At 53.9% G+C, this 26,893-nt stretch carries 27 protein-coding genes; 7 read left to right on the top strand and 20 right to left on the bottom strand.

The window, feature by feature from the left end; genetic code table 11:
- Window positions 1-513 precede the first annotated feature (513 nt).
- Both NTX71_09175 and NTX71_09180 read left to right on the top strand, forming a co-directional pair.
- The gene (locus NTX71_09175; protein MCX6340070.1) at window positions 514-1,644 is read left to right on the top strand and encodes a hypothetical protein; all 1,131 of its coding nucleotides are present in this window, start codon (window positions 514-516) and stop codon (window positions 1,642-1,644) included.
- A gap of 140 nt (window positions 1,645-1,784) precedes the next feature.
- Window positions 1,785-3,806 carry a tetratricopeptide repeat protein gene (locus tag NTX71_09180; protein MCX6340071.1) on the top strand — a complete coding sequence of 674 codons (2,022 nt, stop codon included), beginning with the start codon at window positions 1,785-1,787 and terminating at the stop codon, window positions 3,804-3,806.
- 309 nt (window positions 3,807-4,115) lie between these two features.
- On the opposite strand, the gene NTX71_09185 is transcribed toward NTX71_09180, so the two are convergent.
- Entirely contained in the window at window positions 4,116-4,844 is a 729-nt protein-coding gene (locus NTX71_09185; GenBank protein ID MCX6340072.1) for a DUF3307 domain-containing protein, read from the bottom strand.
- Between the two features lie 205 nt (window positions 4,845-5,049).
- On the bottom strand, window positions 5,050-6,501 hold the full coding sequence (locus tag NTX71_09190) for a FecR domain-containing protein (GenBank protein MCX6340073.1): 1,452 nt from the start codon (window positions 6,499-6,501) through the stop codon (window positions 5,050-5,052).
- 351 nt (window positions 6,502-6,852) lie between these two features.
- Between NTX71_09190 and NTX71_09195 the strand changes: the two genes are divergently transcribed.
- The 4 genes from NTX71_09195 to NTX71_09210 all read left to right on the top strand — a co-directional run bounded on the left by NTX71_09195 (window position 6,853) and on the right by NTX71_09210 (window position 11,369).
- Window positions 6,853-8,814, top strand: a complete 1,962-nt coding sequence (locus NTX71_09195; GenBank protein MCX6340074.1) for an adenylate/guanylate cyclase domain-containing protein — start codon at window positions 6,853-6,855, stop codon at window positions 8,812-8,814.
- A 223-nt stretch (window positions 8,815-9,037) separates the two neighbouring features.
- Window positions 9,038-10,393: a SpoIIE family protein phosphatase gene (locus NTX71_09200; protein ID MCX6340075.1), complete on the top strand. Its 1,356-nt coding sequence runs from the start codon at window positions 9,038-9,040 to the stop codon at window positions 10,391-10,393.
- Window positions 10,394-10,402: 9 nt separating this feature from the next.
- On the top strand, window positions 10,403-10,840 hold the full coding sequence (locus NTX71_09205; protein ID MCX6340076.1) for an ATP-binding protein: 438 nt from the start codon (window positions 10,403-10,405) through the stop codon (window positions 10,838-10,840).
- 340 nt (window positions 10,841-11,180) lie between these two features.
- On the top strand, window positions 11,181-11,369 hold the full coding sequence (locus tag NTX71_09210; GenBank protein ID MCX6340077.1) for a hypothetical protein: 189 nt from the start codon (window positions 11,181-11,183) through the stop codon (window positions 11,367-11,369).
- Between the two features lie 232 nt (window positions 11,370-11,601).
- On the opposite strand, the gene NTX71_09215 is transcribed toward NTX71_09210, so the two are convergent.
- The 18 genes from NTX71_09215 to NTX71_09300 form a co-directional block, all read right to left on the bottom strand.
- A complete protein-coding gene (locus NTX71_09215; protein ID MCX6340078.1) occupies window positions 11,602-12,375 on the bottom strand; it encodes a hypothetical protein in 774 nt (257 codons plus the stop codon).
- A 60-nt stretch (window positions 12,376-12,435) separates the two neighbouring features.
- Complete coding sequence (locus NTX71_09220; protein MCX6340079.1) at window positions 12,436-13,062, bottom strand: hypothetical protein; 627 nt, start codon at window positions 13,060-13,062, stop codon at window positions 12,436-12,438.
- Window positions 13,059-13,463, bottom strand: a complete 405-nt coding sequence (locus NTX71_09225) for a response regulator (protein MCX6340080.1) — start codon at window positions 13,461-13,463, stop codon at window positions 13,059-13,061. Before NTX71_09225 ends, NTX71_09220 begins: the two co-directional genes overlap by 4 nt.
- Entirely contained in the window at window positions 13,444-15,930 is a 2,487-nt protein-coding gene (locus NTX71_09230) for a PAS domain S-box protein (protein MCX6340081.1), read from the bottom strand. The genes NTX71_09225 and NTX71_09230 overlap by 20 nt, the downstream gene beginning before the upstream one ends.
- A 111-nt stretch (window positions 15,931-16,041) precedes the next feature.
- Window positions 16,042-16,305, bottom strand: coding sequence for a hypothetical protein (locus tag NTX71_09235; GenBank protein MCX6340082.1), 264 nt, complete (start codon window positions 16,303-16,305; stop codon window positions 16,042-16,044).
- A 13-nt stretch (window positions 16,306-16,318) separates the two neighbouring features.
- Window positions 16,319-16,654, bottom strand: a complete 336-nt coding sequence (locus NTX71_09240; GenBank protein MCX6340083.1) for a gas vesicle protein K — start codon at window positions 16,652-16,654, stop codon at window positions 16,319-16,321.
- Window positions 16,655-16,748: 94 nt separating this feature from the next.
- Window positions 16,749-17,498: a GvpL/GvpF family gas vesicle protein gene (locus NTX71_09245; protein ID MCX6340084.1), complete on the bottom strand. Its 750-nt coding sequence runs from the start codon at window positions 17,496-17,498 to the stop codon at window positions 16,749-16,751.
- Between the two features lie 182 nt (window positions 17,499-17,680).
- Window positions 17,681-17,899, bottom strand: coding sequence for a gas vesicle protein (locus tag NTX71_09250; protein MCX6340085.1), 219 nt, complete (start codon window positions 17,897-17,899; stop codon window positions 17,681-17,683).
- Window positions 17,889-18,713 (bottom strand): GvpL/GvpF family gas vesicle protein, encoded by an 825-nt coding sequence (locus NTX71_09255; GenBank protein MCX6340086.1) that lies wholly within the window; start codon window positions 18,711-18,713, stop codon window positions 17,889-17,891. The genes NTX71_09250 and NTX71_09255 overlap by 11 nt, the downstream gene beginning before the upstream one ends.
- A complete protein-coding gene (locus NTX71_09260; protein ID MCX6340087.1) occupies window positions 18,710-18,973 on the bottom strand; it encodes a gas vesicle protein in 264 nt (87 codons plus the stop codon). The genes NTX71_09255 and NTX71_09260 overlap by 4 nt, the downstream gene beginning before the upstream one ends.
- A 181-nt stretch (window positions 18,974-19,154) precedes the next feature.
- Window positions 19,155-19,379, bottom strand: a complete 225-nt coding sequence (locus NTX71_09265) for a gas vesicle protein GvpG (protein ID MCX6340088.1) — start codon at window positions 19,377-19,379, stop codon at window positions 19,155-19,157.
- 76 nt (window positions 19,380-19,455) lie between these two features.
- The gene (locus tag NTX71_09270; protein ID MCX6340089.1) at window positions 19,456-19,848 is read right to left on the bottom strand and encodes a four helix bundle protein; all 393 of its coding nucleotides are present in this window, start codon (window positions 19,846-19,848) and stop codon (window positions 19,456-19,458) included.
- Between the two features lie 62 nt (window positions 19,849-19,910).
- Window positions 19,911-20,666 carry a GvpL/GvpF family gas vesicle protein gene (locus tag NTX71_09275; GenBank protein MCX6340090.1) on the bottom strand — a complete coding sequence of 252 codons (756 nt, stop codon included), beginning with the start codon at window positions 20,664-20,666 and terminating at the stop codon, window positions 19,911-19,913.
- 101 nt (window positions 20,667-20,767) lie between these two features.
- Entirely contained in the window at window positions 20,768-21,538 is a 771-nt protein-coding gene (locus tag NTX71_09280; GenBank protein ID MCX6340091.1) for a GvpL/GvpF family gas vesicle protein, read from the bottom strand.
- A 1-nt stretch (window position 21,539) separates the two neighbouring features.
- Entirely contained in the window at window positions 21,540-22,583 is a 1,044-nt protein-coding gene (locus NTX71_09285; GenBank protein MCX6340092.1) for a GvpL/GvpF family gas vesicle protein, read from the bottom strand.
- Window positions 22,584-22,594: 11 nt separating this feature from the next.
- Window positions 22,595-24,736, bottom strand: coding sequence for a CDC48 family AAA ATPase (locus NTX71_09290; protein ID MCX6340093.1), 2,142 nt, complete (start codon window positions 24,734-24,736; stop codon window positions 22,595-22,597).
- A gap of 247 nt (window positions 24,737-24,983) precedes the next feature.
- Window positions 24,984-25,922, bottom strand: a complete 939-nt coding sequence (locus tag NTX71_09295; protein MCX6340094.1) for an ArsA family ATPase — start codon at window positions 25,920-25,922, stop codon at window positions 24,984-24,986.
- A complete protein-coding gene (locus tag NTX71_09300; GenBank protein ID MCX6340095.1) occupies window positions 25,904-26,452 on the bottom strand; it encodes an Hsp20/alpha crystallin family protein in 549 nt (182 codons plus the stop codon). Before NTX71_09300 ends, NTX71_09295 begins: the two co-directional genes overlap by 19 nt.
- 212 nt (window positions 26,453-26,664) lie before the next feature.
- Between NTX71_09300 and NTX71_09305 the strand changes: the two genes are divergently transcribed.
- A complete protein-coding gene (locus NTX71_09305) occupies window positions 26,665-26,892 on the top strand; it encodes a hypothetical protein (GenBank protein MCX6340096.1) in 228 nt (75 codons plus the stop codon).
- Window position 26,893: the final 1 nt, after the last annotated feature.

Genomic DNA, 26,893 nt, shown 5'->3' on the forward strand with positions numbered 1-26,893 from the left:
CCCGGGAGAACTAATACGCTCCGGCAACAGGCCGACTTTAAAATTGCCTGCTAATTTTATATACAAGGACGCATTCGAATATGCCATTACCAAAATCAGAAAATTGAAAGTCTAATTCACCATTTTCACGCAGGTTTCAGGTTTAATCTTTAGTTTTCGATCCACCCGCTCGATCTTCCGCTGCGCAGAAGGAAAATGAACCCAACACTCATAATCAACAAAGTGCCCTGTACAGGCTGCACAGGGATTAAGTTTACTCCTCTTTTTGCTCACAAGCCAATTAAAGAAGAGGGAAATCTTGATCAATTAATTGCAGTGGTCACCCTGAAGGGTGGCTACAATTCCCACACCTTCCGCACCCTGAAGGGTGCGCTACGGATGGTTTGCCGATACGCGACACGCACCACCGCACCTTGAAGGGTCTCACCCTGAAGAGGCGCACCTTGAAGGGTGCGCTACAGATATATTGGGGACATTCGCAGCTCTTCCATCTTGACGCACACACGCGGGTTGATGCACAATAGCCCTGTAATGAGCCCCAACGACCACCGGATGATGCTCACACACGCTCACCCTCGCGCGGCGACGCAGCGTACCCTGCACGCGCTCCGGAGAGGCGCATTCGTAATCTCCCTGGTTTTCCTGGCTCTCCCGCTTCGTGCCCTCGGCGTGTCTGCGGAGTCCCGTGAGGACGCGGCGCGCTCCTCTCCACCGGAGCCGCTCCCCGTCCGGGTGGAGACGACCTTCTACCTCTTGAACCTCACCTCCGTCAATGAACGTGCGGAAACATTTGACGCGGATGTGTACATCGATTTCAAGTGGCATGATCCACGGCTCGCATTCGCTCCGGAGACAAAAAAGGGCGCAAAGAAGATCTACACCGAAAAGGCCGCGGAGGACAAGCTCAAGGAAATATGGTGGCCCGAGGTTGAATTTGTGAACACCGCCGCTCACCAATTCACAAACAGGACGCTGATGATTCACGCGGACGGGACGGTGGAATACCACCTCGGCGTCAGCGCGACGTTTCGCACCAATCTCAATCTCAAACGCTTCCCCTTTGACCAACAAGAGCTCCATGTCAGGCTCCAGTCATTTCTCTGGGATAAGGGCGCCGTCCTTTTCACCCCCTCGGCGATGGGGTGCGGTCACTCCGAGGGGGATACGTTCGATGATCTCGCCGTTCTGGGCGTACGAACATCCGTGTGCACAGCCCGCCTTTCGAATACGGGGGAGGAGTATTCTGAATTCGACGGGATCATAACCGCGAAACGCAACTGCATATTTTACATATGGAGGATCTTTTTCCCCGCAATACTCATCATGGCGATGTCGTGCACCGTTTTTTTCGTCCCCATCACAGACCTCCACGACCGCGTGACCATAAGCCTCACCTGCCTCCTGTCCTGCATCGCCGCCCAGTTTGCGATCAGTTTCAACCTGCCGAGAATTTCATACCTCACCCCCATCGACAAGCTCTACATGATCACGTACGTGTGTATCGCGCTCGGCGTCGCGGTCAGCGCCATTGAATACTATTTCTACAAGAGGAATCACCGGCTGTTCACAAAGTGCAACAAACAGGCCCGGTGGTTCGTGCCGCTGCTGTACGTCATCCTCCTGGCAGCGGTGATATTCGTGTAGATGTTTGATATCAAACGTGCCGCTAAGAAGAGAGTTAGGACTGAAGAGGCATGGCGCCTTAAAGGGGGAGAACAGAAATTAGAAATACTTCCATGACCACAGCGGATTCACCTGTCAAATTGAGGTGGCATGCCATTTCAATGGCAATCATCATACTGGCCGGTATCGCCGCATATTCAAATAGTGTCCGGGGCTCTTTTCACTTTGACGATCTCCCCACCATTGTTTTGAATCCCCACATAAGGAGCCTCAATCCCGCTGTCGTATGGGCCGGCAATAACCATTCCAGATTTCTGGGTTTCTACTCGTTCGCACTTAACTACTATTGGGGAGGATTGGCGCGGTTACAGGGATGGCATTATGTAAACATCGGCGCGCACATAATCTGCTCCCTGATGCTGTATCTGGTTTTACTCTGCCTTGCCGAGGATACCCGCCTTGCCGGCAACAAGGTTCCGTTCATGGCCGCCCTTCTTTTTGCCGTGCACCCCGTTTTCAGCGAACCGGTCAATTATATACAGGCAAGGCTTGTCCCGTTTTATACCCTGTTTTCCCTCACCGGCGTTTTCGCTGCTATTCTTTGCATGAGAGCGCGGCGGTATGTTTCAAGGCTTTTAGCCGCGTTGTGCGTTCTCGCAAGCATTATTCTAGGAGGGTTATCCAAAGAGGTGGGGCTGTTTTATGCGTTGGGGGGTGTCGGGCTATATCTTTTTGCCTTTGGCGTAGAAGACAGGAAGGTTCGAAAAACTATTTTCATTATTCTCGCCTCTGTAGCCATTTCTATTGTTCTGATTATTACCGCAAAGGGGTATCTCTCGCTGATATTTCAGCGGGGCTACCATTTTAGGCTTGGAGAAACAACCTTTGTAACCCGCGTTCTTACGAATGCCGGGGTTTTCTGGAGATATATCTCTCTCATCATTCCCTCATCTCCGCGTTTGAATGCCGATCATTATGTAAGGGTCGTGAGCGTTGCGACGGCGCCTCAGATACTGGCGGCCCTCATTCCTCTTATAGGTATGGGAGCGATTGTAGGCTTTGCTTTTATGATAAGGTCGCGAGAACCGCTTGTGTCCTTTCTGCTTCTCTGGGTCATCATGGGGGTTCTGCCGTACATGCCGGGTGCTGTTACAACAGAGCTCATGGTAGAGTATAAGTTTTATTTTCCTGCCATAGGGCTGGTGAGCCTCCTGGCATGGGCATTTGATAGGGCGTGTATTCTTGCGGCGCCGAGGCTGTCAAAACGTTTTGCAAATATTATTCTATGGACTCTGTTCGGGTTTCTGGCGGTTCATTGCGTCAAGGAGACGAGAGATCGGAACCGCGCATGGGTAAGCGAGCTCACTTTATGGAGCGACGCGGTAAAGAAATCTCCTCAAAAGTGCAGGACACACAGTAACCTCGGCGTCGCTCTAGCAAAGCAGGGAAGGCTTGATGAGGCTATCGCGCACTATCTCGAAGCCATACTGATTAGCCCGGCCTATGCGGAAGCGCGCAATAACTTGGGGGTCGCTCTAGCAAAGCAGGGGAGGCTTGATGAGGCTATTGCGCGCTATCTCGAGGCCCTACGGATCAACCCGGCCTATGCGGAAGCGCACAATAACCTGGGGGATGCATTGAAGAGGAAAGGGCAGCTTGATGATGCCATTGCGCATCTCTCGGAGGCGCTGCGGATTGAACCAGATTCGGCGATTGCGCACAATAACCTGGGACTCGCTCTGGCCGACAAGGGGAGGTTTGACGAGGCTATTGCGCACTCTCTCGAAGCCCTACGGATCAACCCGGCCGATGCGGAAGCGCACAATAACCTGGGGGATATGTTATCCCGATTGGGGAATCTTGCCGATGCCATAGGCCATTATGCCGAGGCGTTGCGGATCAAGCCTGACTATGCGAAAGCGCACAACAACATGGGAGTCGCTCTAGCAAAGCAGGGGAGGCTTGATGAAGCTATCGGCTATTTTTCGGAGGCGCTGCGGATTGAACCAGATTCGGCGATTGCGCATAATAACCTGGGACTCGCTCTGGCCGACCAGGGGAGGCTTGATGAGGCTATCGCGCACTATCTCGAAGCCATACGGATTAGCCCGGCCTATGCGGAAGCGCACAATAACCTGGGGATTGCATTGAAGCGGAAGGGGCAGATGGATGGGGCAGACTGAGTTATTGCAGGGCAGTTCGATTAGCCGCAACACTATTGCACCACGGAGTCCCACGCGTAAACCAGTAGTCCCCTAACGAACGGATAAGGATTAATAGAGTTCAATTCAGCCCGAATCAAGATATAAAACAGGAGCGCAAGCTATGAATGTTGTTAAAGTAATCGAACTTCGCCAGGTCTTCACCGCACGCCCTTTCGCAACCGCACCCCTATATTTTTCAGGCACTCCAAGCCCTCAATACCTTGAAAATAGCGCTCCGCGCAGCCCAGTTGCGAAAATCGGGCTAAGAGCGGGGAGGAGTTCCGCGTACTACCGCGTGAGGACCGCGCACACGGCGGAGGCGCACGCGATCAGGAAACTCCCTGCGATGTCCGCCGGGGAGAGAAGGAACTTCTCAGGCTTGAACTTCTTGGCGCAGTGGTTTGCCACCGGTAGACGGATGAGCATGACAGCCGGTACAAGCGCGAGATATGCATACCCCCCCACCATGAGCGCGAAGAGAATGCCGCGCTCAACAACTCCATAATATTTTGAGAAGCCATCAGGCATGAGTGCGTATTCGGGAGCATGCAGAAGTGTGCGCTTGGCAGAATCGAGCAGGTAGACCCCACTGAACGTGGCCACGAGAAAAAATATGGAGGTGGTGATCACCCCCGCGCGATCGAGCCTCTGAATGATGCCCCCCTGCAGCTCGGGCAGCCCCGGGAGTGGGGTCATGAATACGGCTGCGATCACCGCGATGTGCATCGCCTGATCCAGGAGGAACGTCCCGAGATCATTCCGGGGGCCCAGGCGGTCGAGGAAGGCCACTTTAACATAATCCACCATCAGATGAGCGCCCGCGACCACGGAGATGAAGCGCCAGAATGACCAAGAGCCGATGAGCGGGTAACCCGCGAGCGCCATTGTACCCAGGCAGATGAGGGCGTGTGGAATCTGTCCCGCGAGGTATCTTCTCTTCAACCGGTAGATATGCGCGGACTGCAGGGGAAAATCGGCGACCAGGTGCGCCAGGATCAGCAATTTAAAAAGCAGCATGGATATTTTGTAACTACTCAGGTAGTCAGAAGCCAGGAGCCAGAATCCAGAATGGATCGCGAATAAGCTTCCAGTAGCTTGCTGACCTCTTCGAGTAACTGCATTAACCCTGAATTCCGGCTCCTGAGCAGTAATGTCGCCGCTGGCGTCCTCATTCCAACTCCTGGCTCCTGACTCCTGAATTCTGGCTCCTGAGCAGTTACCATTACATCTGCTCCAGGGCGAGGAGGCCGATGAACTCATCCGCGCTGATCGCGGACGGCGAGGCCATGTAGTGCGTTCCCAGGACGTCCCCGGCAACCGGGGTGATCGCCCCGCGCACCGCGCTGCCGGTGATCTGGAGCACCACGTCGATGGAACCGTCAGAGTAGTACGTCTTGGAAACCTCTTCTGCCCCCTGCACCACTCCCTTGACCGCGATATCGACCTGATCGTTCTGAACGGCGAAGTTTTTGAGCGTCGTCGAGGAGGTTACCACGGCGCCGTATATCTTCTCGGCGAGCCGCCGGTACGCGTCCACCGTCGCCGCCCGCTCGGTGGTGGCGCGAATGAAGGCCCCGAAGGCGCCGGCGTATTCCGTGAGGGATACGGGGGTCACATTTTTCCAGACCAGCGCGATATCGCGATTGATTATTTTGCGCACTCGCTCGAGCGGGTACTCCAGCCGCAACGTCGCGCGGCGCTCGTTCTTCTGGTATTCCGATTTTATCACGTGGGCGTTGCCGGTGCTGTCGAGCAGCGCCTCACAGATTTTTGGATCCTTATTCATGAGGTCGCCGACCGTCTCCTCACCCGAAAGCCTGATCATTTCGAGCTTATCGATGATCCCCTTCTGAGCCCGGTAGCGCGCCTCACCCATCGCCCAGCGCTCGGCTTCCCGGGGGTTTTCGATCTCCGCGGGAGCGGTCACGCTCGCCTCGGCGCCGATGACGATGTTCCCGAGGCTCGGCTTCGGGCTCTTGAGGCGTTCCAGCAATCCCTGCGCATCCTTGAGCGGCACCTTCGGGTCGCCGAGCCTCTTGATCAGCAGCTCCTTTGGGGGCAGGCCGGTTCCCTTTGCCCTCAGCAGCGCCGCCGTCCACGGCGCCACGGTGGTGCGCTGTTCGGGACTCACGTTGACATATTTCTGGGGCTCGCCGACCGCCATGACGTTCACCGTGCCGCTGGAGACTGCCACGCGCGTCGCCTGGGTTTCCCCCTCCGCACCGAACGAGAACGCGGTGCCGCGCACGGCGGCCACCGCGACAGGCGACTTCAAACTCAGGCGCGTCCCCGCGGGGAGCTTGTCCAGCTTGGCGATGATGTCCCCCTTCAGCAGGCCGAGGTCGGTCAATTTCATCACCGAGCCGTCGGGATCCTTCGACTCCTTGGAGAGCTGCTCGATCTTCAGGAGCGAGTTTTCCCTGAGCCGGAACTTGTTCGGCGGATCCAGCTGCATATCCGCATAGCAGTTGTTGGATGTCCTGAGCGAATCCGTCGCGACGAGCGATGTCCCCACTCTCGCGGCCGACCATGCAGTCGACGGCGGCTTCAGGCACTCGGCATGGCGGTACACCTTGATGAGGGAGACCGACGGGCCCGTTTCTGAACCTCCGTAGAGCGCGAAGGGGATGCACACCCCGAGTCCGATAACGAGCGCACGAGTAAGGGTGTTCACGACAATTCCTCCCCGCCGAAACCGATGTAGTGAATCGGCGATTGTTGTTAAGTTTCTATTGTCGGGAAGTGTATCACAGCACGCGCGCTCCAGCCAAGCCAATAGAGAATCGCGGACTATCCCCAGTTTTCAGAAAAGTAGCTTTGATGTTTTACCACGGAGGACACGGAGAATATACAGAGGTCACGGAGTAAAAATTCGTAGCGTGTTGTCACAATACTTGTTACTCAATCTCTGTGTTCTCCGTGTATCTCCGTGCGCTCCGTGGTGAGACATTATTGCTGCCGCGCTGCGATCAGCAATTGAATTATCCCACTATTATGTGTAGAATGCCACACGAGGATCGCACGCATGAAAATGAGGTACATTGCCACCCTTTTAACGCTCCTGAGTTTGGTGCTGGTCACGCTCATGAGTCGGACCGGCGTGTTCAGGATGTATGAAGATAAGACGATTGACTCCCGATTCTCCTGGCGCCACAGGGTGCGGGGGCCGGTCTCGTGCCCCGATATCCGCATCATAGGGATTGATGACCAGACGCTCATCGCGCTGGGCGGGCGGTGGCCGATCCCCTGGCGCTGGCACGCCCTCCTCTTCGAAGCGCTCTCCGACAACCTCCCCGCGGTGGCCGCTTACAATATTCTATTCCCCTCCGCCGAGGGGCAGGAGAAGAACGACGAAGAACAACTCGTGGAGGCGACGCAGCGGCTCGGCGATGTAGTTTATCCCTACTATTTTGAATTTGCGGAAGCGGGACCCGCACGCGCCGAACCACCGGCTCCTTCTGCCGAGCGCGCGGCTGACAGGAAAATGCTGCAAAAATATGCGCTCACCGACGTGGAGGGCGACGTTGGGTCGCTCCCACGAACGGCCGAGGTCACCATTCCGGTAGCGCCGCTCGCCGCACATGCCGCGCTCGGCTTTGCGAATGCGCAGGGGGACGAGGCAGACGGCGTGGTGCGGCGGATGCCGCTCGTCCTCGGCTTCGAGGGCAGGGTCTATCCCTCGTTCTGCCTCACGGCAGTCCTCCGCTACTACAATATAGCGATCGAGGATGTCCATGTCGCGCTCGGCAATCGCGTTGAATTCGATGTCCCTGAGGGTCCTCACGTCTCGATCCCCATTGATACACAGGGGAGAATGTTCATCAACTTCACGGCCAACTACAATGAATTCAGCCACAGCGTATTCTCCCAGGTGGTGCAGTCCTTCGCCCGCCGCCAGAAAGGCCTGGGCGCGCCGCTCGACCTCTCAGATTTTGAGGGGAAGCTCGTGCTCGTAGGGCTCACGGCGACCGGCGTCATAGAAGCCTACACGAAGCCGACCCCGCTTGATCCCGAGAGCCCCTTCCTCACCGCCCAGGCGAACGCGCTCAGTACGATCATCTCCCGCTCATTCCCCCGGCTTCCGGGGTTCTGGGCAGTGACCGGCCTCCTGCTTCTCCTGGGGGCTGCCGTGAGCCTGATCACCTCTTCAATGAAGGCCGCAACGAGTTTGGTACTCTCGGCGATCTGCCTCTGCATTTTCATCGCCATCTCGTACTGGCTCTTCTTCTTCAAGACGATCATCCTGCCCCTCGTCTCCGGAGGATGCATGGCGGTCCTCACCTATACCTTCATCACCTCATACCGCTATGCCACTGAGGAGCGGCAGAGGAGGTTCTACCGTGGCGTGCTGGGGAAGTACCTTTCACACAACGTAATGGAGACAATCCTACAACATCCCGCCGAGCTCAAACTCGGGGGGGAACGCAAGGATATGACCGTGCTCTTTGCTGACGTACGGGGCTTTACCAAATTCTGTGAACGGAGCCCCGTCGAGGAGATCGCCCCGCGGCTGAATGAGCTCCACGAGAAGATGACGCAGATCATCTGGAGGCACGATGGCACGCTGGACAAATACATGGGAGACGGGATCATGGCATTCTGGGGGGCGCCGCTCCCGCAGAAGGACCACGCGCGCAGGGCGGTCCTCGCGGCGATTGACATGATGGCGGAACTCACCCGGATGCGCCCCTCATGGGAATCGCGCGGGATAGAACCCTTCTCCATGGGGATAGGCATCAATACGGGGACAATGGTTGTCGGGAACATGGGATCGAACGAGTTCTGGAACTACACGGTTCTGGGAGACGAGGTGAACCTCGCCGCCCGTCTCGAGGGTCTCACTAGAAGCTATCAGGTGGATGTGATAGTATCAGAATTCACCTATCGCCTCGTGCGCGACGTTGTGGAGGCCCGACTGCTCGGCGAGGTAACCGTGAAGGGGAAAGAAAAGCCGGTGGTGGTCTACGGGTTGACCGGGAAGAGGTGACCTCTTGAACCAGTCTAGTGTCCCTAATGTTTCTCTATATTTGATTTTTGGTCACATGGTCTAGTTTTTGCATTCGTCATTCCCGTCCCGCTAAGCGGGAGGAATCCAGAATAGCAGATGGACTCCTGCTCCCCGATTTATCGAGGACAAGTTTCGCAGGAGTGACATAGCCAGTATCAGTAAATGTAAAGGCACGCATGAGAGAGTACACCAGCAGCGCGGCATGGGGCAGCTGAAGGGTGACACGATGGGAGACGGTACCGCACTTATCAAGGAGAAGATCACTGAGCTCGGAGCCCTCCAAGATCAGCTCCGCGCGGCAAATCATAAGATCACCAGCCTGTCTGCCCTGGTCGAGATAAGCAAGATCATTAACTCGACCCTCGACCTGGACACCCTGCTCACCATGATCATGGAAATCATCAAACAGGTGCTCAACGCCGAGAGCGGGTCGCTCCTCCTCATTGACGAGCGCGGCGACGAGCTGCTGTACAGGGTCGCCCTTGGCGCGAAGGGCAAGGAGCTGAAGGATAAGTTCAGGCTGAAGATGGGCCAGGGGATAGCCGGGTGGGTAGCGATGCACGCCGAACCGCTCCTCGTTCCCGACGTGAGCCAGGACAAGCGCTTCGACCCCACGACGGACGAAACACTGGGTCATAAAACGCGCTCCATCCTGTGCGTGCCGCTGCAGGTCCAGGGAAAGACGCTGGGGGTGCTCGAGGCGATCAATTCAAAGAGCCCGGGCGGTTTTTCACACGACGAGATGGAGTTGTTCCTGGCGTTCTCGAGCCAGGCGGCCGTCGCCCTGGAGAGCGCGCGCATGCACGCGCGCCTTCTCGAAAAACAGCATTTCGAGCACGAGCTCCAGATCGCTCATCAGATTCAGCAAAACTTCCTCCCCTCGTCATTTCCGAAGATTCCCGGGGCGAAGCTCTACGCAAGGACCGTGCCCGCATGGGAAACGGGCGGTGATTTTTTCGATGTCGTGGAAATGGGAGGGGGTCGGATCGGCGCGGTGGTCGGCGACGTGTCGGGGAAGGGCGTGCCGGCGGCGCTCTACATGGTGAAGGCGCTGAGCGAGTTCCGTTTTCGCTCCCCGGGGACGCTGGGCATTGACAGGATGCTCGAGGCGCTCAACGAGAGTCTCTTCGAGCACAGCACGAGCGGCATGTTCGTCACGCTCCTCTACGCCGTGGTGGACAGCGCCGCGCGCACACTCTCCTACGGCAGCGCCGGCCACCTGCCGATGATACGTAAGATTGGCGGAGCCGGCGCCATTGAGTTCCTCGACCAGGCAACGGGCATACCGCTCGGCATCACCCGCGGCGCGCGCTATACGGTGCACACGTCAGCGCTTGAAAAAGGCGACCTGCTCTTTCTCTACACCGACGGTATCATTGAGGCGCGGGACAGGAAGGGGCATGAATTCGGCCTCGCGCGCCTGAAGCGTCTCCTCTCCTCTGAACGGGCAGCGGGGCCTGAGGAGATTGTGAAACGGGTGTTGCGGGGGGTTGAGCGCTTCGCAAAGGGGATGCCCCAGCACGATGACCTCACGGCAATGGCGATTAAGATCGGGTAGGCGATGACCATGAAACAGATACCACAGGACATAATTTCAGTTACCATCCCGAGCAATCCAAAATACCTGCGGGCGATTCGTGCCCTCGTGGACGAGGTGACGTACGAGATGGGATTTTCGGCACAGGCGAGGAGCGAGGTGATCCAGGCCGCCATCGAGGCATGCACGAATGTGATCAAACACAGCTACGAGGGGAATTTCCACAAAAAGATCATACTCATCCTCAAAGAGCTGCCCGACCGCCTTGAGGTTATCATCAAGGACCTCGGTAAAAAGGTGCACCCGGCGCGCATCAGGCATCGGGACCTCCATGACGTGAAACCCGGCGGTCTTGGCGTGTACATCATCAAGTACTCCATGGATATGGTGTGGTACGACATGACTCCGAGGAAAGGGACAGAACTGAAGATGGTCAAATTCCTGAAGAAAGCGAAACATCCCCGCTGAGTCAGCGGCTCAGCGCGCGCTGAATCCTGCATTCCCCCTTCCTGATGATATTATTGAGGGAGCATTCCATTAAGAGGATTAGCCGCGGATTTATACCTTCAGTGGCAAAACAAACGCAGCCGCACTCGAGATCCGCGCACCTTTCCCCGCCGCATCCGAATCCCGCAATATTCGTAGGCTCACGCAAGAAAAGCAGCAAAATTTTTCATTGATTAAATAGATCGCTATTTGTCAATAATATCAAGGCGTCATATCACTCACAACCGCAATATATTACACAACAGATAAATTTCCAGCACTTTGGCATGGAAGTTGCTTCCTTATCCGGTAGGAGTTAGCCATGAAAGAGATCTGTGAGTACTGCTTCAGCGAACTGGTAGTGGAAGACGAGAAAAGAGAAGGCAACCGCAAGTTCGTTTGGAAGAGATGTTCGAATGAGAACTGCGGGGAAACATTTCTCTTCGTGGAGTACCTCTGGCAACTGAACCTGGCGAACTGCCAGTCCTTCCAGGTCGTCGCCAGCGGGTGATTCCCCGTGTAGCCCGCCCGCCTGCCTACGTCAGGCAAGTCCCAAACTTGCCCGCCAGAGGCGGGTGTCAAATGTCAAATAAATTCTAAATCCCAAATTCCAAAATTCAAACCATTTGCCTGCCTGCCGGCAGGCATGGATTTTGTCATTTGTCATTTTTTAGGACGCTGCCCCTCTCCCTTCCCCCCTTTCGCAAAGGGGGGTTAGGGGGGGATTTGCTCAGGGTGCGCCCCTATTTTTCCCCTTTCTTCTTCCTGATCTCCCCAAGTGTGACCTCAAGAATCCCTCGCTCACGCAACGCCTCATTCGCCAGGGACTGATAATCCTCGCCCCTGCCCCTCCAATCATAGCAGATATTGATCGTCTTCCTGAGGAGCATGGCCTCATTCACAAGCTCCTCCGGGACGACCCGCTTAAATAGCCTTGCGTAGCGGCCGGAGACCAGATCCATAATGGTTGTCCCCTCCGCGAGGCGCCCTTCCCTGTTGATAAGCCCCCGGTCGAAAAGCTCTTTCAGGAGCGCCGGCATCCTGGGTTTTATCATCAATTTTTTTATAAAACCCTCTATCATACCTCCCACCCTCTTCTGAATCTCCTTATCCACTAAAGAAACAATAATGGCGCTGATCTCCTTCTGCATCTTTTCACTGTAGCGATGGGGCGCTTTCCCCGAGATGGTGTTTTTCAACACATCGACGGGGGAGATCTTTATCGGAAGCTTCATCATCTCCCTGCCCCGCTCCTTGATAATGTAATGCATTTCAACGGTCACCCCTTCCAACTCCCTTATGAGCCTCTTCCTCTCCTCCGGCGCAACAGCGGCGATGACCTTCCGGCAATGCTTCTCCATATCGAGGAGGAGATTCAAAACAGCCGGTCCGAGTTGGGGGAAGAAAATGGATGAAAATTTGTAAAGCGCCGCGGCCTTGTCGCTGTCGAACAGATCTGAATTGACGTAGAGCGGCGAAAAAAGTTCGGCAGGAGCGTTCAATAGAGATGGTTTCATGGTTGATGCCGGAGTAAAGCATTATATGTTGTAACTGGCTCCTGAGCAGTTACGGGGATTTTACACATTGTAAATATCCCCTATCTTTCTGAATGGCAGCCGATAGATAATATAGATGATAATAAAATCATCCTTGAGCAGCTCTTCCAGCCCGTGGCGCACCCCCATGAACACCAGCGGCGCCTCGCCATCCTGGAGCGTGCTCTTGATCCTCCCCGCGATAAACTCGTCCCGTTGTTTCATCAGTTCCGCACTCTCGGCCCTGTACCGCTCCAACGCCGCGGCATGATCATGGGCGGACGCGATAAACCTGGTGAGGCAATCATATTCCTTGATCAGCAACTGCTGATCCTCGGTGCCTTCGATCCGCGCCCCATTATTCAATAAATCAAGAATCAGTTGGTGATTCCGGCTCCCCTTCTCGGCAAGCTTCGACACAACCTCCCTCTCCATCCCGCACACAGGCAGGCTGTCCTGGTAAATTCTCATAGAAGAAAAAACAACCTGGGTTTCATGAATCTTCTTGTATATCCCATCCCACATGTCTTTCACTGACTTGTCGTACTCGTTTCCCGGCTTATCCGCGTGTTTTCCGCCCCCGCTTGCTTTCAACGAGAAAACGATATCCTCGCTCTCCCGATGGGTATGAAGAACGGGAACATATAAAAGATTGAACGGTTTGATCATTGTTCGCCTTTTCTTTCGGACGCCAGGGCCTCGCTCACCACCCGCTTGACCGTTTCGATATTGAAAGGCTTGCTGATGTATTCATAGACATTCAAATCAGCCGCCTCTCTCGCCGTAAAGGCGCTGCCGTATGCGGTAAGGATTATCACTATAACATCTCTATCAACTTTCCTGATATTGCGAAGCGTCTCCATGCCGCCCATGCGCGGCATCTTCAGATCGAGAATGATCACATCCGGCTTGCTCTCGCCGTACCGCTCCAGCCCCTCAAGCCCGTCCTGAGCGGTAACGACGCCATATCCTTCATTGCCCAACAGTTCCTTAAATAACGAACATATGTCCGGTTCGTCATCTATTACAAGAACCTTATACTCCTGTTTTTTATCTGCTTTCTTTTTCATAACCGCCTCTCTTTTCTATGGGTAACATAATGGTTACCGTTGTTCCCCTGCCTTCACCGTCGCTCTGAACGGTCATATCACCGTCGTGAGACTTGACTATGCCGACGCACACCGACAGCCCGAGCCCGGCGCCCTTCCCAACCTCCTTGGTGCTGAAGAACGGATCGAACACCTTGTGCAAATCCTCTTTTTTTATCCCCACCCCACTGTCCTGGAATATAACGCGAAGCCAGTTGCCTTCCCTCGCCGTGGTAATTTTCAATACCCCCCTGCCATTCATGGCCTGGCAGGCATTGAGCGCCACATTTATAAAAACCTTCGATAACGCCTCCCGGTTAACAAAGACACAGGGGACATCCAATAAATAATCTTTTTTCAACGCTATGTGCTCAAGCGATGTCTGCCGCCCGGTTAACTCCATAGCCTCATCCACAACCTCATGCACATCCACTGGCGCCAACTGAAGGCTGTATCCCCTCCCGCATGCAAGCAGGCTGCTCACAATCGCCCTGCAACGATCGGCGTTGCTCGCCACCTTCTCAAGCGCGTCCCTCAGTTCTTTGCGCTCGAATTTGTCCTGCCCCAGCTTGCTCAACGCCAACTGGCTGAAACCGATCACACAGGCGAGCGGGTTATTGAGCTCGTGGCCGGCCCCCGCCACAAACGTGCCTACGGCCGCCAGCCTCTCCGCTGTCATGAGCCGTCTCTCCATTCCCTTTTGCGTGGTAATGTCCCTTACCGTTGCCTGGACGATTACCTTTCCGTCTTGCTCCATCCTGGTCAGGAGTACGGTGGCGGGGAACTCCTCGCCGTCGAGGCGCTTATGCGTCCACTCGAAATAATTGGAGCCCTCGCGCATGGCTGTCTGGATCATCTCCCTGGCCTTTTCGGCGGAAGCGCGCCCGTCCGGCTGCCGTTCGGGCGATAGATCCCACGGCCCCAGATTCGAGAATTCCTCCGCGTTCCTCGCCTTGAACATCTCCATCGTTGCACGGTTGCCGGAGGTGAACTTCCATGACGGAGGTTCAATGATCATGATAGCGTCACGGGAACTCTCGAAGAGGTTGCGGTACTTGCTTTCACTTTCCCGCAGCGCCACTTGCATACGATACTGCTCTGTCACATCATGAAAGACCAGCACCACGCCGAGAATACGGCCGTCCTTATCGCGGATGGGTGCGGCGCTGTCGGCAATCAGATACTCCGTGCCGTCGCGGGCAATCAGCATGGTATCATTAGACAGTCCGATAATACCGGCTGTTTCCAGAACACGCTTGACAGGATCCGGTGACGGCTGGCGAGTACGGGCATCTATAATGCGGAAAACATTGGACAGGGGACTCCCTTTAGATTCAAGCAGCGTCCAGCCAGTCATTTTCTCGGCCACGGGATTCATGCGCACGATCCTCCCATCGGTATCGACGGAGATGACCGCGTCGCCAATGGAATGCAAAGTAATGGCCATGTCTTCCTCACTCTTCCGCAACGCCTCCTCCGCATGGGACTGTTGGATGACAAGCGCAACGGCGCTGCTGAGTCCGTCCAGCATTTCGTCTTCAGCAGACCGCATGGGATGTTTGGAGAAAAGACTCAGAACACCTATCGCTTCACCGCCGGGAACCCTAAGCTGGTATCCTGCGAACGACACGAGTCCCAGATTGCGCGCCCATTCGTGGTTGTGGACATGGGGATCATGCTGCACGTCATTTGTCAGGAACTTGTGATCTTCGCCAGACGCGATGCGTCCGATTTTGTAACAGCCGAAGGGGACGCGGTGGTGCGCTTTGCCGTCCAGGTGGGTGTAGCGGCCGGAGCTCGCCACCAAATGCAAACACCGGTCACGGTAGCGGCATACATGAGGCCCTTCTCTCACTTCGGCATGGATGCAGTCCCGTTCACAAAGATCTCCGGGCCGAATCAGCCATATTCGACAAAAATCGGCGTCAAAGAGCCGGACAACGCCATCGGTTATAGTTCTTAGTTTTTCATCAAGCAATGCCGGCGCAAGCAGCGAATGCTGGAGCACGCTGACACCATGCTGCCACAGCAACATTTTGCCATGTTCTTCCTCCAGCTTTTTCAGCTCGGTGATATCTTTGGCAATATGTACCGTGCCCGCTATCTCTCCCTTATCGTCAAATATAGGCGATACCGTAACCAAAAGAGGTATGCCTATATTTTTATCGTCCACCTCCTCGGTATGCGGCTTTTTGTCTCGCAGCGTCTTTTGATGCGGGCAATCGGGCCAAGGTTTATCGGACTTATGCAGGATTTCATAACACTTCTTTCCTATCACCCCTTCGGCCTTTAAGTGTAATGCGCTTATAAGCGCCGTGTTGGCCTTAATTATCCTGCTTTCGTTATCCAAGATGAAAACAAAATCCGAGATGGAGTTAAGTATGAGCTCCCACTCCTCGGCCTGCTGTTTGACTTTCTCCCCGGAATTTTTACGCTCGGTGACATCCATGAAAACACCCATCGTTTCTATGTCACACCCAATCCAAGAGGCACACCCTGAATACTAACTCCGCCATCTCACCAATCTCGGAATCAGTATTCGGGCGTTGGCCCTTTTCATTCATGCCAGATTCTTTGCCCGTATAATAAGATCCGCGGTCTTCTGGCGTATGTACGCAATGAGATGACAATTCCTGCAATCGAATTTCTCATTATCATGATCTTTGCAGGAGAGAAGGACGTCCACGGCCTTTTTCAGTTCCCCGGCGAACTCAGCCTTCTCCGCGGCCCCCTTGGCCGCGTTGATAGTATCCGTAATGCTCTTGATCGCATCCTCCTGCCTCTGAAACTTCCGGCAACTTATCGCCCTGGATTCCTTTTTCATGGCCTGCACCCCCTCACATTAGGTCTCCCAACGGCCCCAGGTTTATGTTGAGCTCCTCATCCTTGAGCCCAAAAATCCCTTTGAGCTCCTTTATCTTGTTCTCCAACTTCATCAGGGTCTCGCCAACCTGCTCAATCTGTTCGTCCGTCAGGCTGCCCCCTTCTATCCGCCGCAGCGCCTGTTTTTCAAGCAGCTTTCTGATCAATTCTACCAGCGTGAGCACCAGCTTCGCCAATCCCTTCTCCACGTTCTTTGGGTTCGCGTCAATTTTTTTGGGAAGGGCGTCCTGTATTTTATCAAGCTCGTTCATAAACAACTCAGGTGAATCAGTCTCGACTTTGCGCTTCATGCAATACCTCACGTTAGCTTGCGCTAACTTAAATCCCAAATCCCAAAGTTATTGAAATTCCGAGGCTGCCAGTTAATCCCCCAGCCCAATTTTATTAAAAGGGCGGATGAGGGGGGATTTTCACTCTCACAAAATTATACGGAGGCCAAGGGCCGCTGAATAAATATTTAAAATCACTGTGTTCTTTTTTAAAATGCTCAAACGCTTCCCGGAAATCTCCCGCCGCTCCTTTTTTTACAAGATAATTCGCGTCAAGAAGCAGATCGCAGCTTTTAAGCTTCTCCACCTTCTTTTCTGAAATGCAGTCTTTTAACACACTCTCCAGGGCAAGGATATGTTGTTCAGCTTCCTTTTCAAATGCCTTCTCTATTTCATGTTCCGCCAGCTTCTCCTTCATGTACCTTTTTGCCGGAGTGTCTCCCGACGCGCCTGACCCGGCCGTTGAACCCTTATGCGCGTGCGCGATGTTTTCTTTTATCACTTCCCCCGGCCAGATAACCCTGACGCCGAATTCCACCTTGTCCCTGAGCCTGTTGATATTTTCCTTGAATTCACCGTAGTGTTTTTTAAGAATGCACACAGCATCATCCCTTGTATTGAAGACCGTGTTGAATCTCATGGGCAGGACGACATAATTACCCATTTCTCTTTCCACCACCTCTTCGTGCCTGAGGACATCCGTTTTACCTGTATCCGTTATTCCCCTCCCTATTTCGCTCGAAATTAAACCGATATCGCGATGGGGAATATTATAGATAATCGCGCCATCCAGACCCTTTATCCGGCCTTTGAGCTTATCACCGGAATCTATCACGCAATAGGTGTAGATCACTTTAAATCCCAAATCCCAAACTCCAAATCCCAAATAAATCCCAAATCCCAAAATTTAATTGTCATTTGGCTTTTGTCATTCATCTGTCATTTGTCATTCTGCTGATTTGTCATTTGGCCTTTGTCATTCATTTGTCATTTGCCTGCCTGCCGGCAGGCAGGGATTTTTGTCATTTATTTGTCATTTGTCATTTCCTATGTCGGCTCTTCCTGTCCCCCCGCAAACGGCGTCCCTCGCAGCTTCTCCATGGTCTCGACCGAACTCAGCAACACCTTCAATCCCAGGTAAACAAGGTCCACATCAGCCACCGATATAACTATATCGCCGCTGATCACCACGCCCTTGTTCAACACCCGGTCGAGAACCTCGAGGAGCGTGACGTCCCTTGATTTTATTACGACTTTATCTACCATGCTGTTTCTCCGACAACGCGCAGAAGTTATACGGCGGCCATGGCCCGGTACAGTCAAATGAAAGACCGGAAGAAGAGAACCTATCTTTGAAATCATTTGTCGCATTGATAAAACCGCCCAGCTCATTCTTGTCCACGAGGAAGGCGGCATTCAGGATCATATCATCGTTCCTCTCGGTAACTTCCCGCGGAAGCAGCTTGTTTATGCGCGCGCGCATGCTCAATGCGCACAGCCTGTCATACATCTCCTGACCATACTCGTTCAGCTTTTTATCAACCAGAACATCGAGCAACTCATCCCTTTTCTTTTTCAACAGAAAGCCCTTCCCAGCCGAGGAAGCGCCGATCTCTTTATCCATTTGCGCGACCTCTTTATCCTGTGTCCCGAGAAATGCCCGTAATTTACCGATATCGCAATAGAGCTTCAGCCCCCACTCCTCTTTTCCGTCGAGTTCGCTCAACAAATCCTTCAGTTCTTCCTCGTATTTCTCCAACCAGCCCCGGAGGTTCGCATCAGTTTTAAAAACAGTTCCCAATTTGAACGGGACTACCGCGCCGGCTTCCATAACTCCCTCGATTACCTTGTTATGAATATTCGCCTTTACTTTGACCCACTCGAAATCAGAGAGATGCTTTTTCAGCCCCTCTTCTCCAAACTCCTCCCCTGTCACCGCGCTCACCACGGCGTAAAGACCGTGATGACACACCACGACCGGGGCCTTCGCGATCCCCGCCACATGGCCTGGCGCAGGCTCCCTGTCGGTCACACAATACAGGTAGATAAGACCTTTCTCGCCACTTTCCGCATCGCTCATTCGGATGACTCTTCCTCCTCTTTACGTCCGTACGACTGCACTTCCAGGTCGGCGCTGAGCTTGACCTTATAAATGTTCCTGTCCTGCACCTTGACCGGGAGCCCGATGGATTTCATAAAGGCGCTCTCCTCATACACCTCCGCCTCGGTCTCCCACCCGTCGCTCACCCGGGCAACCTTAATGACCTTGGCTTCTTTCGCGCTGAGCGCTTTCTTTAAAAATTCGCTGACCGCTTTCCCCGCTTCCTGAATGGTTGCCATGACCGCACCTCCTCTCCATAAGGGAAATCCCAAATCCCAAACCCCAAATCCCAAAATTCAAACCATTTGTCATTTTTTAGGACGTTGCCCCCTCCCCAAATCCCCCTCTGTCCCCCTTTTTCAAAGGGGGAGGAAATCCATCCCTCATTTCCCCCCTTTGTAAAGGGGGGTTGGGGGGGATTTACTTCCCTCTCGCCGCGTCCAATCGTTCCAGCAACTCCTTCTCCTGTCTGTTGTACTCCTCCTCATTTATCTCGTCCAGCTCGAACCTGAGCTGCAACTCCATCAGTTTCTCCTTTATCCTCCCCTCATCGGAGAACTCCTTCTGCGCGACCTCGTCGATCTTCCTCCCGAGCCAGACAATCATCTTGAGAGGAGAGAGAAGTATATCGTCGATAAGGAACATACCAAGACCACCTTGTTAATGACAAATGACAAATGCCAAAATCCAAATAAATGACAAATGACAAAATCTAACTAGCTCAACCACTTTTTAGAGTCTTATTTATAATGCTGCTCAGGATAAGCAATAATTCTTCTGCCTCACCTAACTGCCAATCAAGTTCTCCTCTATCCTCCGGCTCCCTCACCAAATCCACCTTTTTTATCAAGCGCAGCCAGTGTCTTGACTCTCGCGCCTCCCTCCTGGCAATTCCCATTTTGTTCACAAAATCTTTCCTCGTAAGAGCTCCATCCGCTTCTTCCATATTCGCGCCGATCGAACCGCTTGCCCTGATTACCTGCTTCCCGTACTCTATCAAAGCCTGGCTTTTGTCCAACCTGCTTATCAGCCTCGCAACCCTCGCTGCAAACTCCAGGGCTCTATCATAAATGTCAAATTTTCTTCCTATTGTCATTTGTTTATCATTTGTCATTCTAGTAGTTCGTCTCTTCCTGTGTCTCGACTCTTCTCCTGTTTGTCATTTGAAATTTGTCATTAGTACTTGTCTGTCTTTATCACCAGATTCACGAAATTGAACGGCGGGAGCGTGCCCACATATTTAAACTTAACAGCCTCGCCATATTTTTCCACAAGCCCTTCGACCGCCCTATCAAACTCCTCTTCGCGTTTTTCCTCAACCAGGAAGGCCGCATTCAGGATCATCCGCTCCCCATACGTGGCATTGGTCTTGGTCTCCAGCGCGACGGGTGTGAGAAATTCCATTATCTTCTCGCGATATGCCTCCCGCTCCTTCCCGAGCGCCTCCTCAACCATCCTGCCTATTTCCATGCGCTGATAATGGGTTTTATCCGCCGGCAGCGTCGCGATCTTCTCCTTGGTCCGCCGTATATGCTCATATTTTTCCAGAATGGACGGATAAATAAATTCTTCCTTGAACACCGCCTTGAGACCGAGCTCCTTTTTCCCCTCCATCTGCCGCAACATCTGCGCGAATCGGTCGTGCTCCTTCTCCAGTATCCTCCGCACCTTGTCCTCGCTCTCCGCGATGGTGCAGAACCTGACGGGCAGCACCGTGTGATGCTTCATTACCTCTTCGATCGCGCGCTCATGTGCGATCGTGTTTTCCCGCGATATCCTGTATTCCTTGACCGGGGAATTGCTGACCACGGCGGCGACGTCATTGACGCCGAAGCTCCGCACCTCATCCCCCCTGCCGCCGATCCCGACAGGGCCGAAGGCATCGGGCTCTCCAGCCGCGATTATACAATAGATATACTTACCCTCTTTCACCCCGCCCCCATTTATTTGTTATTTGTCATTCGGATTTTGTCATTTATTTGACATTTGCCCACCTGCCGGCAGGCAGGGATTTTGACATTTGTCATTGAATTCTATTTTTCCCATTCTTCCTGGTAGATGACGATATTCACAAAGTTGAACACCGGCAGCGGCCCGGCGTACATGAACGTCATTCTATCTTTGTATTTCCTGCCCAGGTCATCCATGATATTGTCAAATTCCTTCTCCCGCCCCTTGTCCACCAGGAAGGCGGCATTGATGAACATCCTGTCGTCAGTGGTATTATTGAGCTTATGGTCGTAAGCAGTTCGCCGCAGCGCGTCCACCACCCTCTCCGCCTCCTGCCGCTTCTTTTTGGCCAGCGCCTGCTCAACCATCTTGCCCAGCTCGACCCGCTCCTCAATACCCCCATTGCCCTTCGATTTCCGCAGGGTCTCCTTGAGTTGCTTGATCTCCTTGTTCTTTTCGCCGATCTCCCGGTATATGACATCCATATCCTTCCACAGCCCCTTGACGCCAAGCTCGACCTTGTGATCCATATCCCTTAAGGCATGTTTGAACTCCCTGTATCTTCTATCGAGCAGGTTGCGTATCTCATCGGCGTCCTCCGCGACGGTGCCGAAGCGCACCGGGAGCACGCCGTCGAACTCCTTCATCACTTCCTCGATCACCTTCTCGTGCGCGAGCATATTGTCGCGATTGACCACAAACCGCGTCATGGGATGATTGCTCACCACCATGCTGAGGTTCTCATAGCCGATCGTGAGAATCTCGTCGCCTCTCCCGCCTATGCCGATAGCTCCGAAATTTCTCTCCTGCTTTGTCCCGATGATGCAATAGATGTATTTGCCTTCTTTTTCCATGTCACTCCCTCAGTCTGACGAGGATCGCGCTTCTCCGTATATCGCTCGCCTTAAATGACAGGTTCTCACTGTCCCCTCCCTGCTCCGACGCCCGGGCGTACTCTTCGAGAATCTTCCACGCTCTGGTGAGATCATCAAACACCTTCTCCATATCGGTTCCGTCAGGATTAGTGTCCGGATGCGATGAGAACGCTAATTTCTGACGAATCTTCTTGATATCCGCCCGTGTGGCCGTGTCGCCCAGACTAAAAATCCGCCTCGCCCAATTGACCTCGTCGCTCCCCAGTTTTTTCACCTCAAGCGTGAAGAAACTGTACGGGGGGAGCGGTCCGATGCGCCGAAAATTCAGCTTCTCCTCAAACCGGGCATTGAGCTTATCCACCTTCGCATCGAATATCTCTCGATTCTCACGCGAGACGAGGAACGCGCTGTTCATCACCATCGTGTCATCCATGAGCTCGTGGTCCCTGAACCCACAGCTCACCGCTGTAAGCTCATGGTGAATAGCCGCCGCGCACGCTTTTCTCTGTTCATCCAGCGCCTTTTTAACAATAAGCCCTACCGTCATCTGATCCTGGGGAGTCACCCCGTTTGAACTCGCGAGGACCTTTGCCTTGATATCCTGAACCTCTTTCCTCCCCCCGGTCTCTTTAAGCAACGCGTTAAAATCACTCCAGGTCACCGCGACGTCAATCTCCACCTTATCGGCGATTTTCTTAAATACCTCCCGCGCCAACTCATACCCCCGGGCGAGAACATCCTGCGCTTCGCTCATGCTCTCCGCATAGGTCCCCACTCTCATCGGGATAACCGCGAATCGCCGCATCACGCTCTCGAGCACCTGCTGATGATGTATTAGTCGCCGCGCGACTTCGTCTTTTATCAGCGCGTTGTAGTCGTACAGCTCGGAGTTGCTCACCACCGCAGCGATATCCATATGGGGGATGGTGTACACCTGTTCCCCTCCTTCAATCCCGGGCTGCTCGAAGTAAAGCTCCTTATCAGATTCAATAATCCCATAGATATATTTGCCCTCCCGCTTCATGATACCATTCCTCAAGCCTTGTGGCCGGCCGGCGACCGCGAATTCCGCGCGCTCTCGACCAACTTCATCGCTTCTTCGAAATGCCTCTTCTCAATGGTGGGCGAGTCCTTCCCCTTCGGTTTTCGTTCGATAAACTCCCGTATGGCAATCATCGCCGCCTTGCGGCATATAAGCTCGATATCAGACCCCGACTTGCCCCCGGTGTCCCTGGCCAGCTTCCTTATATCAATGTCCGGGGCGAGGGGTTTGTTTTTGACATGGATCTTGAATATCTTTCCCCGCGCCGCTTCGTCGGGGATCGGCAGCTCGAGGAGCAGATCAAATCTGCCGCTCCTGAGCAGCGCCGGGTCAACAAGGTCCAGCCTGTTGGTCGCCCCCAGCACCAGCACGCCCTTGAGCTCCTCTATCCCGTCCATTTCCGTCAGAAACTGGCTTATCACCCGCTCCGTCACATGGGCGTCAGTGGAACTCGACCCCCGGAGGGGCACAATGCTGTCGATCTCGTCAAAGAAAAGGATGGTGGGAGACGCCTGTTTCGCCTTCTTGAAGATCTCCCGGATGCCCCGCTCGCTCTCCCCGACGTATTTTGATATGAGGGAGGGCCCTTTCACCGAGATGAAGTTCACGCCGCTCTCGTTTGCCACCGCCTTCGCGAGGAGGGTTTTCCCCGTCCCCGGGGCTCCGTACAGGAGGATTCCCTTCGGAGGCGAGGTGTTTGTCTTTTTAAATATCTCCGAGTACTTCAACGGCCACTCAACCGCCTCTTTCAACTCCTCCTTGATAGTATCCAACCCGCCCACATCCTCCCATGTGACATCCGGCACCTCCACGAACACCTCTCGTATGGCCGATGGTTCGACCTCCTTCATCGCTTCCAGGAAATCATCCATCGTCACCTCGAGCTTCATGAGCGTCTCGTAGGGGATATCGGCCATTTCAAAGTCTATCTTCGGGAGGATCTTCCGCAACGCCGACATCGCCGCTTCCCGCGCAAGCGCCTCGAGATCGGCGCCCACGAAACCGTGGGTGATCCCCGCGAGTTTCTCCACGCTCACGTCCTGCGCCAGGGGCATGCCCCTCGTGTGGATATGAAGTATCTCAAGCCTGCCGTTTTTGTCCGGGATGGGAATGGCTATCTCCCGGTCGAAGCGCCCCGGCCGCCGCAGCGCCGGATCCACTATATTGGGGACGTTGGTCGCGGCCATGACGACCACATGCCCCCGTGACTCCAATCCGTCCATGAGCGCCAGGAGCTGGGCCACCACCCGTCGCTCAACCTGTTTCTCAGCCCCCATATCTTCTCTCTTGGGAGCGATTGATTCGATCTCATCAATGAATATGATTGCGGGGGCATGCGCCTTGGCCTCCTCAAAGAGGGACCGGATGCGCCCTTCCGATTCCCCGTAAAATTTTCCCATGCACTCAGGCCCGCTCATGCTGGTAAAGTACGCGTCCGTCTCGTGCGCCACCGCGCGCGCGATCAATGTCTTGCCGCACCCCGGCGGCCCGTGGAGGAACACGCCCTTGGGGGCGTCGATGCCGAGCCGCTCGAATACCTCGGGATAGCGCAGCGGCAGCTCCACCATCTCCCTGATGCGCTGGACCTGCGTGCCGAGACCGCCGATATCCTCGTACGAGACCTTCGCGGGCCCCTTCTCCGGCGCCTCCTTGGTCTTGATCCGTATCATCGTGGCGGTGCTCAACACCACCACGCCATCGGGACTCGTGTCGAGCACCTTGAAATCGCACGATCTCGTGCCGAAGAGCACCGCCCGTATCCGGTCGCCCACCATCACCGGAAGCCCGTCAATGAGCGACCCGATATACTTGCTGTCCTTCTCCCGGTCCGCCAGGCCCGACATGGTCAACGGGGAAAGCGTCACGCTCCGCGCGGGTTTCGATTCCACCTTATGTATCTTTACCCGGTCATCGAGCCCCACCTGCGCGTTCTCGCGTAAGATCCCGTCCATCTGAATGATCTTCATGCCGCGATCCGGGGCGTAACAGGGCATCGCCTTTGCCGGCGTCTTCCGTTTCCCTTCAACCTCGATGATCTCCCCCACTTCAACGCCGAGCTTCTTCATGTCATCGGGATCTATTCTCGCGATAGACCTCCCGACATCCTTGGATAAAGCCTCTTTCACTTTTAGCATCACATAACCTCCGTCATTCACCGATTTAAGTTAGCTCGCTAACTTAAATCCCAAATGACAAAGCACAAATGTCAAATGAATGACAAATACCAAATGAGAGATGATAAATACCAAAGCATAAATGACAAAAATTTAAGGTTTTGTCATTGGGATTTTGTCATTTCTTTGTCATTTGAAATTTGACATTTGTCATTACTTACAATCCGTGCTTTTCTGAAATTCCCTGCCTGCCGTCAGGCAGGTTTCTCTACGCGCCAAACAGCAAATGCCTGAAATTATCCAACGACTCGATTCCCCTCACCTCCACGGGCTGCAACGGCACCAGGGTAATCTCAAATGCGCCGAACTTTTCCTTTATCATTTTGATGTATCTTTCCTGCCCCTTCCTCCGCTCCCTGCAGAAATCGCAGTCGCTCGACCTCACCACATTATTGACCACCATCTGTCTTACGTTGATTCCCGCCACGCGCAGGCTGTTCACCAGCCGTTCCGTTTCCGCGATCGCCATCTCCTCCGGAATGGTCACCACGATGAATTGGCAGCCTTGACCATCGCGGAGCAAACCCTCGATCCGCTTTACCACCTTCTTCATTTCGACGAGGAACTCATCTGCCCTGTCAGGCTTCGCCCGCCCCGAAAAGGCTTCAACCACTCGATGATACTTCCACCGCATCTTCGCGACCACCTTGATCCAGTCATCGAGAATGCCGGGCAGCGTCAACAACCTCAAGGCGTGTCCGGTGGGCGCGGTGTCAACGATATACTTGTCGAATTTCCCCTCCTCCACAAGGTCGAGGATCGTTTTGAACCCCATCACCTCGTCTATACCCGGAATAGAGAGCGCGAACACGGAATCTATGTCGGCCTTGTCAAGATAGGTCGAGCTGTCGAGAATCCATCGTATCTCATCCCCGTACTCCGCCTTGAACCGGCAGAGCGCCTTGTCCGCGCTTACTTCAATCGCGCTCAGGTTCTGAACACCGTCAATCCCGGTTACGGCATCCCCGATGCTCTGGCCGAAACAGTCGGAAAGGGAATGGGCGGGATCGGTGGAAATAAGCAATGTCTTGTATTGCCCGGCCAAATAAAAACCTGTGCTGGATGCACAGGTCGTTTTTCCCACCCCGCCCTTTCCGCCGAATAAAATCAGCTTTAGCGCGTCATTATTTAATCCTGTGAGTGGCATTTCATCACTTTGATTTCCAGCATGCCGTTATTGTATTTTGAGCGGAGCGTATCCGCTTTAACCTTTGCCGGGAGCAGGATCTCCTTGCGGTATTTCCTTTCGCCGGATTTGGCTGAAATATCCAGGATATCCCCTTTCAAATCAACCTTGATATCCTTTTCATTCACCCCCGGCATTTCGGCGTACACCCGGATCTCTTCCTTCTCGTCAAACACGTCGGTGATCGGTTCCCGTTCCTCCTCAACCTTCGGCCCCTGGGGAGTTTTTTTGATCTTGTGACCGAACGGCTCCACCTTGAACGGCTTTCCTCCCGTGGCAGTCCGCACGGAAAAACCGAACACCCCCTTCATGCCTTCCTTGAGCTGGCTCAGATCTATCTCGCCTTCTTTTTTGATCTCACCGCCTGATTCTTTCAGGGATTCCGCCAGGTCCACCAATTTTTCAAGCCCTTTGAACAACCCCCCCAGGCTGAATTGCCCCATACCGATGTCAAAATCCGCCCCTTCCTTTTTCTTCTTTTCCTTTGCCATGGTTCCCTCCTCTCTTTATGAAATCTTGCAAGGCCTCAGTTTTTGGATCAATCCCCATGTTCCGTAGGGGCGTGATTTATCGCGCCCGATATAATTTCTCGGGTTCGATGAATCGAACCCCTACAGTACTGTATTAACAAGCCTTTTAGTGATGGATTTGAAATCTTGTCTTTTTTTCTTCTCTGTGATATTATTCTAACAGGGTGACAAATATGAAAACTCAAAAAATCGAAACAATTCGTAAAAAGTTCCATAGAGAATGGCTTTTGATCGCATTAGATAAAATGGATGAAAGAAGAACCATACCATTGACCGGCAGACTTCTGGCTCATAGTCCCCATCGGGATGAGGTTTATGCAAAGTCCTCTCGTTATAGAGGACACGCATTGGTTGTTTATTCTGAGGATGGTTTCCCAAAAGGTTACGCTGCTGCTTTTTAAT

Source organism: Candidatus Auribacterota bacterium (assembly GCA_026392035.1).
GTDB lineage: Bacteria > Auribacterota > Tritonobacteria > UBA1439 > UBA1439 > JAPLCX01.